17 protein-coding genes are annotated in these 16574 nt (G+C 71.5%); 7 read left to right on the forward strand and 10 right to left on the reverse strand.

Annotated features, from left to right (window positions below; all coding sequences use genetic code 11):
- The first annotated feature begins 63 nt into the window (after nucleotides 1–63).
- Nucleotides 64–1767, forward strand: coding sequence for a GGDEF domain-containing protein (locus BMZ92_RS14625; RefSeq protein WP_091507413.1), 1704 nt, complete (start codon nucleotides 64–66; stop codon nucleotides 1765–1767).
- Here the strand turns inward: BMZ92_RS14625 and BMZ92_RS14630 are convergent.
- The 8 genes from BMZ92_RS14630 to BMZ92_RS14665 form a co-directional block, all read right to left on the reverse strand.
- Entirely contained in the window at nucleotides 1755–2276 is a 522-nt protein-coding gene (locus BMZ92_RS14630; protein ID WP_091507415.1) for a snapalysin family zinc-dependent metalloprotease, read from the reverse strand. The two genes, BMZ92_RS14625 and BMZ92_RS14630, sit on opposite strands and share 13 nt — an antisense overlap.
- Before the next feature lie 131 nt (nucleotides 2277–2407).
- Nucleotides 2408–2800: a metal-sulfur cluster assembly factor gene (locus tag BMZ92_RS14635; protein ID WP_091507418.1), complete on the reverse strand. Its 393-nt coding sequence runs from the start codon at nucleotides 2798–2800 to the stop codon at nucleotides 2408–2410.
- Entirely contained in the window at nucleotides 2797–3240 is a 444-nt protein-coding gene (gene sufU, locus BMZ92_RS14640; RefSeq protein WP_091507419.1) for a Fe-S cluster assembly sulfur transfer protein SufU, read from the reverse strand. The genes BMZ92_RS14635 and sufU overlap by 4 nt, the downstream gene beginning before the upstream one ends.
- A complete protein-coding gene (locus BMZ92_RS14645; protein ID WP_091507422.1) occupies nucleotides 3237–4523 on the reverse strand; it encodes a cysteine desulfurase in 1287 nt (428 codons plus the stop codon). Before BMZ92_RS14645 ends, sufU begins: the two co-directional genes overlap by 4 nt.
- A 40-nt stretch (nucleotides 4524–4563) precedes the next feature.
- Entirely contained in the window at nucleotides 4564–5334 is a 771-nt protein-coding gene (gene sufC / locus BMZ92_RS14650; protein WP_091507425.1) for a Fe-S cluster assembly ATPase SufC, read from the reverse strand.
- A 32-nt stretch (nucleotides 5335–5366) separates the two neighbouring features.
- Complete coding sequence (gene sufD / locus BMZ92_RS14655; RefSeq protein ID WP_091507428.1) at nucleotides 5367–6533, reverse strand: Fe-S cluster assembly protein SufD; 1167 nt, start codon at nucleotides 6531–6533, stop codon at nucleotides 5367–5369.
- Between the two features lies 1 nt (nucleotide 6534).
- Entirely contained in the window at nucleotides 6535–7980 is a 1446-nt protein-coding gene (sufB, locus tag BMZ92_RS14660; protein ID WP_091507430.1) for a Fe-S cluster assembly protein SufB, read from the reverse strand.
- Nucleotides 7977–8717: a helix-turn-helix transcriptional regulator gene (locus tag BMZ92_RS14665; protein WP_177228699.1), complete on the reverse strand. Its 741-nt coding sequence runs from the start codon at nucleotides 8715–8717 to the stop codon at nucleotides 7977–7979. The genes sufB and BMZ92_RS14665 overlap by 4 nt, the downstream gene beginning before the upstream one ends.
- A gap of 171 nt (nucleotides 8718–8888) precedes the next feature.
- Here BMZ92_RS14665 and mptB point away from each other — a divergent pair, with 171 nt between their 5' ends.
- The 5 genes from mptB (at nucleotide 8889) to BMZ92_RS14690 (ending at nucleotide 14283) form a co-directional block, all read left to right on the forward strand.
- Complete coding sequence (mptB, locus tag BMZ92_RS14670) at nucleotides 8889–10502, forward strand: polyprenol phosphomannose-dependent alpha 1,6 mannosyltransferase MptB (RefSeq protein WP_177228700.1); 1614 nt, start codon at nucleotides 8889–8891, stop codon at nucleotides 10500–10502.
- Nucleotides 10503–10520: 18 nt separating this feature from the next.
- Nucleotides 10521–11447 (forward strand): ABC transporter ATP-binding protein, encoded by a 927-nt coding sequence (locus BMZ92_RS14675; protein ID WP_091507434.1) that lies wholly within the window; start codon nucleotides 10521–10523, stop codon nucleotides 11445–11447.
- Nucleotides 11448–11503: 56 nt separating this feature from the next.
- A complete protein-coding gene (locus BMZ92_RS14680) occupies nucleotides 11504–12229 on the forward strand; it encodes an ABC transporter permease (RefSeq protein ID WP_177228710.1) in 726 nt (241 codons plus the stop codon).
- Between the two features lie 47 nt (nucleotides 12230–12276).
- Nucleotides 12277–13254 carry a COX15/CtaA family protein gene (locus BMZ92_RS14685; protein ID WP_091507439.1) on the forward strand — a complete coding sequence of 326 codons (978 nt, stop codon included), beginning with the start codon at nucleotides 12277–12279 and terminating at the stop codon, nucleotides 13252–13254.
- 93 nt (nucleotides 13255–13347) lie between these two features.
- On the forward strand, nucleotides 13348–14283 hold the full coding sequence (locus BMZ92_RS14690) for an acyl-CoA desaturase (protein WP_091507441.1): 936 nt from the start codon (nucleotides 13348–13350) through the stop codon (nucleotides 14281–14283).
- Here BMZ92_RS14690 and BMZ92_RS14695 read toward each other — a convergent pair whose 3' ends face one another.
- Nucleotides 14284–15165, reverse strand: coding sequence for a cyclase family protein (locus tag BMZ92_RS14695; RefSeq protein ID WP_091507444.1), 882 nt, complete (start codon nucleotides 15163–15165; stop codon nucleotides 14284–14286). It lies immediately after the preceding gene.
- A gap of 60 nt (nucleotides 15166–15225) precedes the next feature.
- Entirely contained in the window at nucleotides 15226–15543 is a 318-nt protein-coding gene (locus tag BMZ92_RS14700; protein ID WP_177228701.1) for a hypothetical protein, read from the reverse strand.
- 59 nt (nucleotides 15544–15602) lie between these two features.
- Between BMZ92_RS14700 and BMZ92_RS14705 the strand changes: the two genes are divergently transcribed.
- Nucleotides 15603–16574, forward strand: coding sequence for a quinone oxidoreductase family protein (locus BMZ92_RS14705; RefSeq protein WP_091507449.1), 972 nt, complete (start codon nucleotides 15603–15605; stop codon nucleotides 16572–16574).

Raw genomic sequence — 16574 nt, forward strand, 5'->3', positions numbered from 1 at the left:
CGCCCCGGTGAACATCAGCCGACAAGTCTGGAGAAACGCCGTCTGACCGGCGAGTATCGGTCCGTGCGCGAATCATCGAGGTCGGTCCGGTTCGCCTTCCAGCCGTTGTACAGCCTGCACACCGGCGGTGTCGTCGCGCTCGAGGCACTCGCCCGCCCCGGCCGGGGTTCGGTCGCCGAGCTGCTCGACCGCGCCCGCCGCGAACAGCGCCTGCCCGAGGTCGACGTGGCGCTCGCCGCCGAGGCCGCCCGCGCCGAGGCCGATCACGAGACCCTGCTGCCGCTGCACCTCAACCTCACCGCCACCACGGCCGCCGCGCCGGGCGCGGTGTTCGACCCGCTGCTGGACGCGCTGGCCTCGGTGAACCGCCGCCCGCGCGAGGTCGTGCTGGAGATCGGGCCGCCGTTCGCCCAGGTGTGGCCCGAGCAGCTGCTGGCCGGGCTGCACCGGCTCGCCGAACTGGGTTTCCGCCTCGCGCTCGACGGCCTCGGCCGGGCCGACCTGCCGTTCGCCCTGCTCGCGGCCGCCCCGGCCGACCTGCTCAAGCTCGACCGGACCGTGCTGGGCGGGCTGCCGGCGGACCCGGCGTCCGTCGCCGTGGTCGAGTCGCTGCTGCACTACGCCGCCCGCAGCGGCACCCGGCTCGTCGCGACCGGGATCGAGACGGAGGCGCAGCTGACGGCGGTGCGGAAACTGGGGGTCCGCATCGCGCAGGGCAACCTGTTCGCCCCGGCCGCCGACGGCGTGTCGTGGACGCACCTGCTCACCCCGGCCACGCCCGAGCCCGGGGAGCTGCCGGGGCCGGGTCCGCTGACGGCGCCCCGCGTCCGGGACTTCCTGCGCCCCGCCAGCACCCTGCCTGCCGACGCGACGTGCGACGACGTCCGCACGGCGCTCGCCGCGGGCGACGGCCCGTCCGGCATCGTCGGCGTCGACGAGCATCACCGTCCACAGTGGTCGGTCGACCGGACCCGGTTCCTGGTCTCGGTCACCGGTCCCTACGGGCACGCGCTGCACGCCAAGCGCCCGGCCGCCAGGCTGGCCGACCCGCCGCACGTCATCTCCGCCGACGCGGGCGCGCTCGAACTGCTCGAGCTCGTGACCGACGCCGATTGGAGCCGCACGGGCGACGACGTGGTCGTGGTGGACGAGCGGGGCCGCTGCGTCGGGGTGGTGCTGGTGACCGAGGTCGTGCGGGGCGTCGCCGAGGCGAAGGTCGAGGAGGCGGCCGCGCTGAACCCGCTGACCAGGCTGCCGGGCAGTGACACGGTGGCGCGGGACATCGAGCGCCGGATCGCGTGCCGCGAACCGTTCGTCACGGCGTGGCTGGACGTGGACTCGTTCAAGGCGGTCAACGACAACGCCGGGTTCGCGGCGGGGGACGACCTGATCCGCGCGCTCGGCCGCACCCTCACCGACCTCGCGGCACGGCTGAAGCGGACGACGGTCAGCCATGTCGGCGGCGACGACTTCCTCATCGCGTGCGACGTGGACGAGATCGGCACGATCGCCGCGGCGCTGCTGGACACGCCGTGGTCCGCGGACGGCCTGCCGGTCACCGTGTCACTCGCGACGCTGGTGTGCGCGACCGCGACGATCTCCTCCTACCGCGAGGCGTCGCGGCGGCTGGCGCCGCTGAAGAAGCGGGCGAAGGCGGTGCCGGGGTCGAGCTGGGTGCTCGGCAGGCCCGACACCGAGCACGTCGAGATCCTCCGTGGCCGCAGGCTGTTCCCCGAGCAGCGAGCGCCGCTCGGTCACTCCGCCTGACGCACGTCCCCCGCCGCGAAGCCGTCGGCCCAGTCCTGCTGCACCTTCGCGGCCTCCGCGGCGTCGGGGACGGCGTTCGTGCACGACGTGCCGGGGCCGTGCCCGGACATCAGCTCCGAGCAGGGGCCCGAGTAGTGGTCGGGCAGGCCGAGGTTGTGCCCCAGCTCGTGGGCGGCGATGCGCGTGACCGCGAAGCCCTCGGCGACCTGCTGCTTGTCGAGGTAGATCCGGCCGTGCCCGTGGCCGTCGGTGTTCGTGTACGAGCCCCGCCCGTCGTCGGTCTCGGCGAAGACGATCGTGGCGGTGCCGCCCTTGACCAGCCGCACGTCGGTGACCGCGGCGTTCCAGTTCGCGGCGGCCTGGTCGATCTGCGTCACGTAGTCCGGCGCGCCCGTGGAGCTGTAGTGGAGCGTGGTCACCGGCGCCGCGTTCGCGGTCGCCGTCACGAGCTGGACCGCCAAGGTCGCGGTCACCGCCAGTGATGCGGCGAGCGCCTTCCTGTACCTCATGCGCCGACCCTAGGGGCGCCGCGGGCGGCCCGAGTACCCGCGAAAGTCGGAAGCCCGTACCGTATAGGCCGTTATACACCGCTCGGTGCGAAAAAGGCCCCTCCGGAGAGGGGCCTTTCCGTCCAGCCGGTTCAGACCGTGAAGCCGAGCGCGCGCAGCTGCTCGCGGCCGCCCTCGGTGATCTTCTCCGGGCCCCACGGCGGCATCCACACCCAGTTGATGCGGAAGTCCTTCACCACACCCGCGTTGCCCACCAGAACCGAAGCCGTCTGGTCCTCGATCACGTCCGTGAGCGGGCACGCCGCCGACGTCAGCGTCATGTCCAGCGTCGCGGTGTTGTCCGGCTCCACGCGGATGTCGTAGACGAGGCCGAGGTCGACGACGTTGATGCCCAGCTCGGGGTCGACCACGTCGCGCATGGCCTCCTCGATGTCCTCGATCTTGGCCACGTCGGCCGCGGGCTGTGCCTGCTCAGGCAGGTCGGCAGCCGTGCGGCCCTCACGGGTCGTCGTTTCCTCGCTCATGCCTTCGCTCCCTCGGTCTTGACGAGCGCGTCCTTGAAAGCCATCCACCCCAGGAGAGCACACTTCACGCGCGCCGGGTACTTGGCGACGCCCGCAAAGGCGATGCCGTCCTCCAGCACGTCCTCGTCCGGCTCGACCTGGCCGCGCCCCTGCATCAGCTCGACGAACGCGTCCATCGTCTTCAGCGCCTCGCCCACCGGCCGCCCGACCACGAGGTCGGTCAGCACCGAGGTCGACGCCTGGCTGATCGAGCAGCCCTGACCCTCGTACGAGACGTCCGCGACCGTTTCGCCGTCGAGCTTCACGCGCAGCGTCACCTCGTCGCCGCAGGTGGGGTTCACCTGGAACGACTCGCCGTCGAACGGCTCACGCAGGCCGCGGCCGTGCGGGTTCTTGTAGTGGTCCAGGATGATGTCCTGGTACATGCTCTCCAGGTTCACCGTGCCACCCCGAAGAACTTCTGGGCCTCCCGCACGCCGTTGGCCAGCGCGTCCACTTCGGACAGATCGTTGTACAGGTAGAACGTCGCCCGCACGGTGGCCGGCACCTGGCAGACCCGGTGCAGCGGCCACGCGCAGTGGTGCCCCACCCGCACCGCGATGCCCAGGCTGTCCAGCACCTGCCCGGCGTCGTGCGGGTGCACGCCGTCGATCACGAACGCGATCGTGGCGCCGCGGTCCTTCGACTCGGACGGCCCGATGAGCCGCACCCCGTCGATCTCCGCGAGCGCGGCGACGGCGGCTTCGGTGAGCGTGTGCTCGTGCGCCTCGACGCGGTCCATGCCGATCGCGGTGAGGTAGTCCACCGCCGCGCCGAGGCCCACGGCCTGCGACGTCATCGGCACCCCGGCCTCGAACTTCTGCGGCGGCGGCGCGAACGTCGTGCGCTCCATCGTCACCAGCTCGATCATCGAGCCCCCGGTGAGGAACGGCGGCATCGCTTCCAGCAGCTCGCGGCGGCCGTAGAGCACGCCGATGCCGGACGGCGCCAGCATCTTGTGCCCGGAGAACACCGCGAAGTCCACGCCCAGCGCGGAGAAGTTCACCGGGAAGTGCGGCACCGACTGGCACGCGTCGAGCAGCGTGAGCGCCCCGACCTCCTTGGCCCGCGCCACGATCGGCGCGACCGGGTTGACGGTGCCCAGCACGTTCGACTGGTGCACGAACGCGACGATCTTCGTGCGCTCGTTCACCAGTTCGTCCAGGTTGGACAGATCCAGCCGGAACCCGTCGGTCAGGTCGAGCCAGCGCAGCGTCGCCCCGGTCCGCTGGCAGAGCTGCTGCCACGGCACGAGGTTCGCGTGGTGCTCCATCGCGGTGATGACGATCTCGTCACCGGGACCGACGCGGAACCGCTCGGCCTCCGGGCCCGCGGTGGCGGCGTTGCTCATCGCGTACGCGACGAGGTTGATGCCCTCGGTGGCGTTCTTGGTGAAGACCAGCTCCCCCGGGTCGGCCCCGACGAACTCGGCCGTCCGTGCCCTGGCGTACTCGTAGGCGTCGGTCGCCTCCTCGGCCAGCTGGTGCGCCCCTCGGTGCACCGCCGCGTTGGAGGTCTCCAGGAACCGGCGCTCGGCGTCGAGCACCTGCACCGGCCGCTGGGAAGTCGCCCCGGAGTCGAGGTACACCAAGGGTTTCCCGTCGCGGACGGTGCGCGACAGGATGGGGAAGTCGGCGCGCACGGCAGCGACATCCAAAGGCGTGTTGGCCGTTGTGGTGGTCACGCGCCAACTCCTTCCTGGTGTCAGTTCGGGTGTGGGAGGCTCAGACCGAGGCGGGCTCGGCCTTGCCCACGTACTTGACGTAGCCGTTCTCCTCCAGCTCGTCCGCCAGCTCCTTGCCGCCGGACTCGACGACGCGGCCGCCCGCGAAGACGTGCACGAAGTCCGGCGTGATGTGGCGCAGGATCCGGGTGTAGTGGGTGATCAGCATGACGCCGACCTCGTTGTTGGCCTTGTAGTCGTTGACGCCCTCGGAGACGATCCGCAGCGCGTCGACGTCCAGGCCCGAGTCGGTCTCGTCGAGGATCGCGATCTTCGGCTTGAGCAGCGCCAGCTGGAGGATCTCGTGGCGCTTCTTCTCACCACCGGAGAAGCCCTCGTTCACGCTGCGCTCGGCGAACTCGGGCGAGATCTCCAGCTTGGCCATCTCGTCCTTGACTTCCTTGACCCAGTGGCGCACCTTCGGCGCCTCGCCGCGGACGGCGGTGGCGGCGGTGCGCAGGAAGTTCGACATCGACACGCCCGGCACCTCGACCGGGTACTGCATCGCCAAAAAGATGCCCGCTCGACTGCGTTCATCCACGGTCATGTCGAGCACGCTCTCGCCGTCCAGCAGCACCTCGCCCGAGGTCACCTCGTACTTGGGGTGCCCGGCGATCGCGTACGACAGCGTCGACTTGCCCGAACCGTTGGGGCCCATGATCGCGTGGGTCTCGCCGGAGCGGATGGTCAGGTTGACGCCCTTGAGGATCTCTTTCGTGCCCTCGTCGGTCGTGACGCCGGCGTGCAGATCCTTGATTTCCAGTGTGGCCATGAGGTCTTCTTCTCGTCCTTCGTGGTGAAAAGTCAGCTGCCGACGGCTTCGAGCTCTTTTTCGATCGCCGCTTCGAGGCGCTCCCGCACCTCGGGGACGTCGATCTTCATCAGGATCTCGTGGAAGAACCCGCGGACGACCAGCCGTCGCGCCGCCTCCTCCTCGATACCGCGCGACTGCAGGTAGAACAACTGCTCGTCGTCGAACCTTCCCGTCGCGCTCGCGTGCCCCGCCCCGGCGATCTCCCCGGTCTCGATCTCGAGGTTCGGCACCGAGTCCGCGCGGGCGCCCTCGGTCAGCACGAGGTTGCGGTTGAGCTCGTAGGTGTCGGTGCCCTCGGCCGCGGCGCGGATCAGCACGTCGCCGATCCACACGGCGTGGGCGTCCTCGCCCTGCAGCGCGCCCTTGTACATCACGTTCGACTTGCAGTTCGGCACCGCGTGGTCGACGAACAGCCGGTGCTCCTGGTGCTGCCCCGCGTCCGCGAAGTACAGCCCCAGCAGCTCGACCTCGCCGCCCTTGTCGGCGAACGTCGCGGTCGGCGAGACGCGCACCAGGTCGCCGCCCAGGGTGACCACGATGTGCTTGAGCGCGGAGTCCTTGCCCAGCTTGAGGTGCTGCTCCGAGACGTGCACCGCGTCGTCGGCCCAGTCCTGCACCGACACGACCGTCAGCTTCGCGCCCTCGCCGAGCAGGAACTCGACGTTGTCGGCGTACGTGCCCGAGCCGAGGTGGTCGAGCACGACCACGCCCTCGGCGTACGCCTCGGCGCGCACCTGGACGTGCCCGTACGCGACGTGGCCCTCGCCAGGGCCGGTCAGCCGCAGCACGGTCGGCTTCGACGCGCGGGTCTCCTTCGGCAGGGTGACGACCGTGCCCGTGGTGAAGGCCGAGTACGCCTGCGCCGCGACGCGGTCGCTGGGCTCCCCCGCCTTGCCGAGGCGCTCGTCGTCCCGGCCGACGGTCTCGACGCGCACCTCGGGGGCTGCGTCCACGTCGACCTTGACCTCGCCGTCGGCGACCGCGGTGCCGTCGTGCAGGCCGCGCAGGCGCTTCATCGGCGTGAAGCGCCAGTTCTCCTCGCGGCCACCGGGCACCTCGAAGGCCTCGACGTCGTACCCGGTGAAGCGCTCCGCGCGCGACGCGGCCGGGACGGTGACCTCCGCAGCCTCGGAGACGTTGTTGCTTGCCACCGTCATGTCAGCCGACGGCTCCTTCCATCTGCAGTTCGATCAGGCGGTTGAGCTCGAGCGCGTACTCCATCGGCAGCTCGCGCGCGATGGGCTCGACGAACCCGCGCACCACCATGGCCATCGCCTCGTCCTCGGTGAGGCCGCGCGACATCAGGTAGAACAGCTGGTCCTCGCTCACCTTCGACACCGTCGCCTCGTGCCCCATGGACACGTCGTCGTTGCGGATGTCGACGTAGGGGTAGGTGTCCGAGCGCGAGATGTTGTCCACCAGCAGCGCGTCGCACTTCACCGTCGAGCGCGAGTGGTGCGCGCGCTTCGCGACCCGGACCAGGCCGCGGTAGGAGGTGCGGCCACCGCCGCGCGCCACCGACTTCGACACGATCGTCGAGGAGGTGTGCGGCGCCAGGTGCTCCATCTTCGCGCCGGCGTCCTGGTGCTGGCCCTCGCCCGCGAACGCGACCGACAGCACCTCGCCCTTGGCGTGCTCGCCCATCAGGAAGACCGACGGGTACTTCATGGTCACCTTGGACCCGATGTTGCCGTCGATCCACTCCATCGTCGCGCCCTCTTCGCACTTGGCGCGCTTGGTGACGAGGTTGTAGACGTTGTTCGACCAGTTCTGGATCGTCGTGTAGCGGCAGCGGCCGCCCTTCTTCACGATGATCTCGACGACGGCCGAGTGCAGCGAGTCGGACTTGTAGATCGGCGCGGTGCAGCCCTCGACGTAGTGCACGTACGCGCCCTCGTCGACGATGATCAGCGTGCGCTCGAACTGGCCCATGTTCTCGGTGTTGATCCGGAAGTAGGCCTGCAGCGGGATGTCCACGTGCACGCCCTTCGGCACGTAGATGAACGAGCCGCCGGACCACACCGCGGTGTTCAGCGCGGAGAACTTGTTGTCCCCGGCCGGGATGACCGAGCCGAAGTACTCCTGGAACAGCTCGGGGTGCTCACGCAGGCCCGTGTCGGTGTCGAGGAACACCACGCCCTGGGACTCGAGGTCCTCGCGGATCTTGTGGTAGACGACCTCCGACTCGTACTGGGCGGCGACACCCGCGATGAGGCGCTGCTTCTCCGCCTCCGGGATGCCCAGCTTGTCGTAGGTGTTCTTGATGTCCTCGGGCAGCTCGTCCCAGCTGGCCGCCTGCTTCTCGGTCGACCGGACGAAGTACTTGATGTTGTCGAAGTCGATCCCGGACAGGTCGGCGCCCCAGTTCGGCATGGGCTTGCGCTCGAACAGCTTGAGGGCCTTCAGGCGCGTTTCGCGCATCCACTCCGGCTCGGACTTCTTCGCGGAGATGTCGGTGACGACGTCTTCGTTGAGCCCTCGCCGGGCGCTCGCGCCCGCGGCGTCGGGGTCCGCCCAGCCGAACGCGTACTTGCCCAGGGAGTCGATGGTCTCTTCCTGGGTCATCGGCGTGGCGGGATTGCGCTGCTCGGCAGCGGCAGTCATGCGCTTCCTCCATCCGGAGTTCGTGCTCGGTGTCCCTGCGGACTGTCCGCCGGGACGTGTGTCGTGCACACGGAGTCACCGCGTGCGATGGTCGCCAGTCGCTGCACGTGGGTACCGAGCAGCCTGGCGAACGCCTCGGTCTCCGCCTCGCACAGCTGCGGGAACTCAGCGGCGACGTGGGCGACCGGGCAGTGGTGCTGGCACAGCTGTTCGCCGCTGCCGACCTGACGGGTCGACGCAGCGTAACCCTCCCTGGTCAGGGCGGCCGCCAGGGCCTCGGCCCGCCGGGCGGGCTCGCCCGGCTCGGTGACCGCGTCCTGGTGGGGACCGACCAGCGAGGCGACCCGCCGCTCCGCGAAGGCGCGGACCGCCTCCTCGCCCGCGTGCTCGGCGAGGAACCGGATCGCCGACACGGCGAGGTCGTCATAGGCGTGCCCGAACCGCGCCCGTCCCGCCTCGGTGAGCAGGAAGAGCTTCGCGGGACGGCCCCGCCCGCGCGGTCCGCGCCGGGGCGCGTCCCGCGTTTCGGCCTCACCGTCGGCCAGCATGGCGTCGAGGTGACGCCGCACCGCCGTGGGGCTGATGCCCAGCCGGTCCGCGACCACGACCGCGGTCATCGGACCCTCCTCCAGCAGCAGGCGCGCCACGGCGTGCCGCGTCCGCCCCTCTGCCGTGGCCTGGGCGGGCGCGGCAGCACCGGGAGCGCCGGGCTCCTGGGGCTTGCCGCTGTTTTTCACAACATAAGTGTGTCGTATTTCGAGCCGGGAGGCAAAGACCGATCACCCGGCAGTGACCGGGGTCACCGGAAGCGCCCTTCACGAGGCCCTCTTCACCACGTCGATACTGCCAGCCACTTCCCCGCCACCGCCCTCAATGGAGCCGCTTCGCGGCGCCGATAGTCTTTGGGAGTGGTAGTTGGCGAGCCGGACACCGAACAGCAGCGGGGCGCTTCGGCGTTCCACCCGCCGCCGCCCGGGCCGCTGGAGGACGGCGAACTGAAGGCGCTGGACGTGATCCGGCGCTTCGGCACCATCGGTGCGCTGTTCCTCGCGCTCGGCTCGCTCGGCGCGGGCGCGGCGCCCGTGCTCAACCCCGTGCAGGACATCCCGGTCCTGCGGCTGTTCTCCCGCATCCCGACGGTTTCCCTCGCCATCGCGTTCACGGGCATGGGGATGCTCGTGCTCGGCTGGCTGATGCTCGGCCGCTTCGCCCGGCCCGGTCGCGCGCGCCTGGTCAGCCGCGCGCAGCTGACGCGGACGCTGGTCATGTGGCTGACGCCGCTGATGTTCATCCCGCCGCTGTTCTCCCGCGACGTCTACAGCTACCTCGCGCAGAGCGAGATCGTGCACCGCGGCATGGACCCGTACTCGCTGGGCCCGGCGCAGGCGCTCGGCGTCGGCGACCCGCTGACCAGCGGCGTGTCGAACATGTGGCGCGAGACGCCCGCCCCCTACGGCCCGCTGTTCCTCAAGCTGGGCAGCTTCATCTCCGGGATCACGGGGGACGACATCGTCGCCGGCGTGCTGCTGCAGCGGGCGATGGCGCTGGTCGGGGTCGTGCTCATCATCTGGGCGCTGCCGCGGCTGGCGCGCCGGTTCGGCGTCGAGCCCGCCACCGCGCTGTGGCTGGGCGCCGCCAACCCGCTCGTGTTGTTCCACCTGGTCGCCGGCGCGCACAACGAAGCCCTCGGGATCGGCCTCATGGTCGCCGGGCTGGAGCTGGGCATCCGGCGGCTGCCCGTGCGCGTCGCGGGCGACACCCCGCCCCCGCTCGCGCGGGGTGAGCTGCTGTTCATCGTGCTGGGCGCTGTGGTGATCACGCTCGGCGCGGCGATCAAGATCAACGCGGTGATCGCGCTGGGGTTCTTCGGTGTGATGATCGCGCGGCGGTGGCACGGCAGGCTGCTCGACCTCGTGCGGACCGCGGCCCTGATGACCGGGGTGTTCGCGGTGGTGATCGTGGCGCTGTGCTTCGGCACCGGGCTGGGCTTCGGCTGGGTCGGCGCGCTCGGCACGCCGGGGCTCGTGCGCAGCTGGATCTCCCCCACCGCCGAGCTGGCGAACGTCGGCGGCGTGCTGGGCATCGCGCTGGGCCTGGGCAACCACACGGACTCGCTCGTGTCGATCGTGCAGACCGCGGGCACCGTGGTGGCCGGCCTGATCACGGTGAAGTTCCTGTGGGACAGCTTCCGCTGGCGGTACCGGCCGATCATCGGGCTCGGGGTTTCGCTGGGCGCGTTCATGATGCTGCACGTGGCGATGCAGCCGTGGTGGCTGCTGTGGGCGGTGATCCCGCTGGCCGCCGCGGCGGGCACGTCGCGCTTCCGCGTGGCGGCGACCGTCGTCAGCGCGGTCGTCGCGTTCCTCGTCGCCCCGCCGGGCAGCAGCTTCGACGGCCGGGCCTTCGTGCCGCTGCAGGCGTACCTCGCGGCGCTCGTCGTGGTGGCGATCGCCCTGCTCGTAGTCCGGCGCTCGGCCCCCATGCTGCTGAAGCGGGACGTGAAGCCGGTCACCGGAGCCTAGGTCGTAGGCTTGACTGCCGTGAGCACCCCTGCCGTCGAGATCAGCGGACTGGTGAAGCGCTACGGCGCGAAGACCGCGGTCGACGGCCTCGACCTGAAGATGGCCCGCGGCCGCCTGCTCGCCCTGCTCGGTCCCAACGGCGCCGGCAAGACGACCACCGTCGAGATCTGCGAAGGCTTCCTGCGTCCCGACTCGGGCACCGTGCGCGTGCTCGGCCTCGACCCCGCCCGCGAGGGCCGTGCGCTGCGGCCGCGCATCGGCGTGATGCCGCAGGGCGGCGGCGCCTACCCGGGCGTGCGGGCGGGCGAGATGCTCGGCCTGGTCGCGTCCTGCGCGGCCGATCCGCTCGACCCCGCCTGGCTGCTCGACGTCCTCGGGCTCGCCGGCGTGCGCCGCACCCCGTTCAAGCGCCTGTCCGGTGGGCAGCAGCAGCGCCTTTCCCTCGCGTGCGCCCTCGTCGGCCGCCCGGAGCTGGTGTTCCTCGACGAGCCGACCGCGGGCATGGACCCGCAGGCCCGCCGCCTGGTCTGGGACCTGCTCGGCGCCCTGCGCGCGGACGGGGTGAGCGTGCTGCTGACCACGCACCTGATGGAGGAGGCCGAGGCGCTGGCCGACGACGTGGTGATCGTCGACCACGGCAAGGTGATCGCCGAGGGCACCCCGGCCGCGCTCACCGCCGAGGAGGGCGACGCCGCGCAGCTGCGCTTCAAGGCCCGCCCGGGCCTCGACACCGACCTGCTGACCGCCGCCCTGCCCGAGGGCTACCACGTGCACGAGCCGACGCCCGGCAGCTACCACGTGCTGGGCCGCGTCGACCCGCAGGTGGTGTCCACGGTGACGTCCTGGTGCGCGCAGCAGGGGGTGCTCGCGGAGGAGCTGCACGTGGGCAAGCGGGACCTGGAAGAGGTCTTCCTCGAGCTGACCGGACGGGAGCTGCGGTCGTGACCACCTTCGCCCCCGGGACGTTCACCCCGAAGCCCGGCGCGGGCAGCCGCGGCCGGATGCTGCTCACCCACGCGAAGGTCGAGACGAGCCTCACGCTGCGGCACGGCGAGCAGATCCTGCTGACCCTGCTCATCCCGCTGGCGCTGCTGATCGGCCTGACGCTGCTGGACATCCTGCCCACCGGGGACCTCAACGGAGTGTCCAAAGCGGACTGGGTGACGCCGAGGATCTTCGCGCTCGCGGTGATGTCCTCGGCCTTCACCGGGCAGGCGATCGCACTGGGCTTCGACCGCCGTTACGGGGTGCTCAAACGGCTTTCCGCCACCGCGCTGCCGCGCTGGCTGCTCGTCGCGGGACGGATGGTCGCCGCACTTGTCGTCGTGCTGCTGCAGGTCGTCGTGCTCGGCGTGGTCGCCGCGCTGCTCGGCTGGTCGCCCTCCGGGCCAGGGCTGGCGGAGGCCGTGCTGCTGCTCGTGGTGGGCACGCTCGGCTTCGGCGCGCTCGGCGTCCTGCTGGGCGGTTCGCTGCGCGCCGAAGCGGTGCTGGCGCTGGCCAACATCGTGTGGTTCGTGCTGCTGCTCGCGGGCGGCATCCTGCTCGCCCCCTCGACCCTGCCGTCGGCCGCCGCGGCGGTCGTCGAGCTGCTGCCTTCCGGGGCGCTGGCCGAGGGCCTGCGGGCCGCGCTGGTGGACGGAACGCTCGACTGGAAACCGGTCGTGGTGCTGCTCGCCTGGGGCGCCGTCGCCGGTGCCGTGGCCACGCGCACGACCCGGTTGACCTGACGGGGCGGTGCGGCCGGGACCAAAGTCCCGGGCCTATCCTCACATCCGTGGCTCTGAACTCCCTCGTCGCCCGGCTGCCCCTCCCCTCGCGCTCGGTCCAGAAAGCCGTCGGCATCGCCGCGGTCGTCGCGCAGGCCGGGATCGGCGTGACCGGGTCGGTCGTGCGGGTCACCGGGTCCGGCCTCGGCTGCCGCACCTGGCCGGAGTGCCAGCCGGGCAGCATGGTGCCGGTCGCCCACGAGGAGCTGCACGCCGTCACCCAGTGGATCGAGTTCGGCAACCGCCTGCTGACCGGGGTGGTCATCCTGGTCGCCGCCATCGCGGTCCTCACGGCGTGGCGCGTGCACCTCGCCACCCCGCGCAAGCGGCTCCTCGCGCTGGCCTGGACCATGCCCGGCGGTGTGGTCCTGCAGGCCGTCGTCGGCGGGATGACGGTGCTCGCGAAGCTCGAGTGGTGGACGGTCGCGATCCACTTCCTCGCCTCCACCCCCCTGATCTGGCTCGCGGTGGTGCTGCTGCACGCCTTCACCGAGGGCGACGAGACCCCGCGCTGGCTCGTGCCGCCGATCGCGAAGACTTTCCTCGTCGTCCTCGCCGTCGCGATGTGGGGCATCCTCGTCGCGGGCACCACCGTGACGGGCGCGGGCCCGCACGGCGGGGACCCGGAGACCCACCGCCTCGACGCGCCGATCGAGCTGCTCGCCCGCGTCCACAGCGGGGTGCTCGTGGTGTACCTCGTGGTGCTCGCCGTCCTCGGCCTGACACTGCTGCGCACCGGCGCGCCACGGTCCCTGTGGCGGCGGTACGGCGCCGTCTGGCTGGTCGCGCTGGCGCAGGGCGTCCTCGGGGTCGTGCAGTACGCGCTGGGCGTGCCGGAAGCCCTGGTGTCGCTGCACGTGCTCGGCTCGGCGCTGGTGATCGTCTCGACCGCGGCGCTGTGGTGCGGGGCGCGGGACCGCGGGCTGCCCCCGGCACCGGCGGTCGTGTCCTCTACCACAACCGGACATGCCGCTGTAACGCCGTAGCGATGTGCGCGCCAGCCGCTGCGGCTAGTCTCGGCCACGGCGGGGGCGGAAAGTCCGGATTCCGCCCCGGAACCTGAGTGAGGTACCTGCTCCATGAGTGCCACCGATGTCCGTCCCGGCGCGAAGCCCCTCATCTCCCACCGGCGGTCGGCCGGGCAGATGCTCGTGCTGAAGTCCTTCCTGCTGATCCCGTTCGTCGCACTGGTCGCCGCGCTCCCGCTGGCGTGGGGCTGGGGCCTGAGCTGGCTCGACCTCGCGCTCGCGGCGGTGTTCTACGTCGTCGCGACGCTGGGCGTCACGGTGGGGTACCACCGCTACTTCACGCACGGCGCGTTCAAGGCGAACCGCCCGCTGCGCGTGGCGCTCGCGATCGCGGGCAGCATGGCCGTGCAGGGCTCGGTGATCTTCTGGGTCGCCAGCCACCGGCGGCACCACGCCTTCGCCGACCGCGAGGGCGACCCGCACTCCCCCTGGCTGTTCGGCACGTCACCGGGGGCGCTGCTGCGCGGGTTCTGGCACGCGCACATGGGGTGGATGTTCCAGCGTGAGGTCACCAACTACGACCGGTTCGCCCCCGATCTGGTGGCCGACCCTGCGCTGCGGGTGGTGAACCGGTACTTCTGGCTGTGGATCACGCTGAGCCTCGCGCTGCCCGCGGCGCTGGGCGGCCTGCTCAGCTGGTCGTGGCAGGGCGCGGTGACGGCGTTCTTCTGGGCCGGCCTCGTGCGGATCGCGTTCCTGCACCACGTGACCTGGTCGGTGAACTCGATCTGCCACATGGTCGGCGACCGCCCGTTCGCCAGCAGGGACAAGGCGGCCAACTTCTGGCCGCTGGCGATCCTGTCGATGGGCGAGTCGTGGCACAACTCGCACCACGCCGACCCGACGTGCGCCCGGCACGGGGTGCTGCGCGGGCAGATCGACGTGTCGGCGCGGGTGATCTGGCTGTTCGAGAAGCTCCGGTGGGCGCGGGACGTGCGCTGGCCGAAGGCGGAACGCCTCGCGGCCAAGCGCATCGGCGCCGCCTGATCAGAAGATCGCGACCGGGTTGACGGGCACGCCCGTCAACCCGTGGACGCGGGGTGGTGCGACGCTGAGCAGGAAGCGGTAGCGGCCCAGTTCGGCGCACACCGCGGCCAGTTCGTCGGCGTCCACGGCGTCGATCAGCGGCAGGCCCATCCTGGGCAGCGCCACGCGGTGCATCGCCGAGGGCAGGTCCGGTTCCAGCGACGGATGGGAGTCCGCCAGGTCCCCGCCGTACAACGAAACCCCGCGCTCGTGCATCCACCGCGCCGCGGCCACGCTCATGCCGGGCATCGGGTTCCCGCGGTAGCGAGTCTGCACCCAGCCGAACCGCGCGATGAGCGCGTCACCGGACTCGACGAGCACCCCCTGGCGCTTCTCCGCCGCTTCCAGGTCCTCCGGCGTGACCGAGTGATCCGCCGGCACGGGGCCGTCGACGGCGAGGTCGAGCAGCACTCCCCTGGTGACGATCCCTTCGGCGAAGGCGGTCGTGGAGCCGTGCCGGACCCCGGCGGGGGTCACGCTCCGCGCGAGCGGCTCTCCGGGGTACACCTGGTCCCCCTGCACCTGGTGGCTCAACGCGTCCAGGTGCGTCATCTCCGGATGGTGGGTGGTGACCAGCAGCACGTCGGCCGTCGCCGTCGCCGGGCTTCCCGCGTACACCATCAGCTGCTGCACCGGAGACGCGTCGGTCGTGGTGGTCGGCGCGAACGGACCGCTCAGCACCGGTGCGGGCCGGACCGGCACGGCCAGCGACACGGCGCGGCCCGTGCGCACCTCCCGCGCGGCCCGCTCGCGGACCTCGTCAGTGATCAGGTTGAGCGTGCCCCGCTCGTCGTCCTCGCCCCACCGGCCCCAGTTGTCCGGCAGCTCAGCACTGTCATCCATGATCGCGACGGTAGTCCTCGGACCGCCGCCGGGGGGTTCCCGAAAGGGCAGGGTTCGGCGTCAGTACCGGCGGCCGGCGGGCCCCGCCATGCGGTGCCGGTGGCCGGGGCCGATCTTCACGGCACCGACGGTCGCGGCGTCCCATTCGGCCGGTTCCAGGTCCTCGACGGCCTCGACGAGCGCCTCACCCGTCGCGGTCGAGGGCACCACGACGTCGCCGAGCGCGCCGTCGGCGCCCACGAGCACGACCCGCGCCCCGGCACGGCCGATGTTCTCCACCACGCCCTTGCTCGGCTTGCCGTGCTCGGCCACGAACCGGCGGGCGGCGGCCAGCTGCTTGGCGGTCGGCTCCTGGGTCTTCTCGGTCTGTTCAGCCACGTGCAGCATCCTAGACTCGGTACCCGGCGCAGGCAGTCGAAGGAGACGAGGAGAACTTCATGCCCACGGCAGTGCAGATCCACCGGACCGGCGGCCCGGAAGTGCTGGAGGTCGGCGAGGTCGAGGTCGGCGATCCGGGTCCCGGGGAGCTGCTCGTGGACGTGCGCGCGGCCGGCGTCAACTACATCGACACCTACCACCGCAGCGGGATCTACCCGGTGGAGCTGCCCGCCACGCTCGGGATGGAGGGCGCGGGCACGGTCACGGCGGTGGGTCCCGACGTGACCGGGTTCTCGGTCGGTGACCGCGTCGCGTGGCAGGGGCACTTCGGCAGCTACACGAGCCGAATCAGGGTGCCCGCCGCGATCGCCGTGCGCGTGCCCGAAGGTGTGTCCGACGAGACCGCGGCGGCGCTGATGCTGCAGGGCATCACGGCGCACTACCTCGTCCGCTCCACCTACGAGGTCGAGGAGGGCGACGCGGTCCTGGTGCACGCGGCGGCGGGCGGGGTCGGCCTGCTGCTGACGCAGCTGGCGAAGGCCAGGGGCGCGCGGGTCATCGGCACCGTGTCCACAGAGGAGAAGGAGCGGCTGGCGCGCGAAGCCGGGGCGGACGAGGTGATCCGCTACGACCAGGTCGACTTCGCCGAGCGGACCCGCGAGCTCACCGGCGGCGAGGGCGTGGCCGTGGTGTACGACGGCGTCGGCCAGAGCACGTTCGACGGCAGCATCGCGAGCCTGCGCGTGCGCGGCGTGCTGGCGCTCTTCGGCGCGTCGAGCGGCCCGGTCCCGCCGATCGACCCGCAGATCCTCAACCGCGGCGGCTCCCTGTACCTGACGCGCCCGACGAGCGTGCACTACGTCCGCACGCGCGAGGAGCTCGACTGGCGCGCCGAGGAGCTGTTCTCGTCCGTTGTGGACGGTTCGCTGACCGTCCGGATCGGACACCGCTACCCGCTGGCCGAGGCGCGCCAGGCACACGAGGACCTCCAGGGTCGCAGGACGACCGGGAAGCTCCTGCTGCTGCCGTAG

The organism is Amycolatopsis sacchari (assembly GCF_900114035.1).
Classification (GTDB): domain Bacteria; phylum Actinomycetota; class Actinomycetes; order Mycobacteriales; family Pseudonocardiaceae; genus Amycolatopsis_E; species Amycolatopsis_E sacchari.

Excerpts from the sequence above, each read along its gene's own strand:
- BMZ92_RS14680 (WP_177228710.1), top strand. The coding sequence starts at position 11,504 with ATGCTGCTCACCCACGCGAAGGTCGAGACGAGCCTCACGCTGCGGCAC.
- BMZ92_RS14705 (WP_091507449.1), top strand. The coding sequence starts at position 15,603 with ATGCCCACGGCAGTGCAGATCCACCGGACCGGCGGCCCGGAAGTGCTG.
- sufD (WP_091507428.1), bottom strand. The coding sequence starts at position 6,533 with ATGACGGTGGCAAGCAACAACGTCTCCGAGGCTGCGGAGGTCACCGTC.
- BMZ92_RS14690 (WP_091507441.1), top strand. The coding sequence starts at position 13,348 with ATGAGTGCCACCGATGTCCGTCCCGGCGCGAAGCCCCTCATCTCCCAC.
- BMZ92_RS14630 (WP_091507415.1), bottom strand. The coding sequence starts at position 2,276 with ATGAGGTACAGGAAGGCGCTCGCCGCATCACTGGCGGTGACCGCGACC.
- BMZ92_RS14635 (WP_091507418.1), bottom strand. The coding sequence starts at position 2,800 with ATGAGCGAGGAAACGACGACCCGTGAGGGCCGCACGGCTGCCGACCTG.
- sufB (WP_091507430.1), bottom strand. The coding sequence starts at position 7,980 with ATGACTGCCGCTGCCGAGCAGCGCAATCCCGCCACGCCGATGACCCAG.
- BMZ92_RS14695 (WP_091507444.1), bottom strand. The coding sequence starts at position 15,165 with ATGGATGACAGTGCTGAGCTGCCGGACAACTGGGGCCGGTGGGGCGAG.
- sufC (WP_091507425.1), bottom strand. The coding sequence starts at position 5,334 with ATGGCCACACTGGAAATCAAGGATCTGCACGCCGGCGTCACGACCGAC.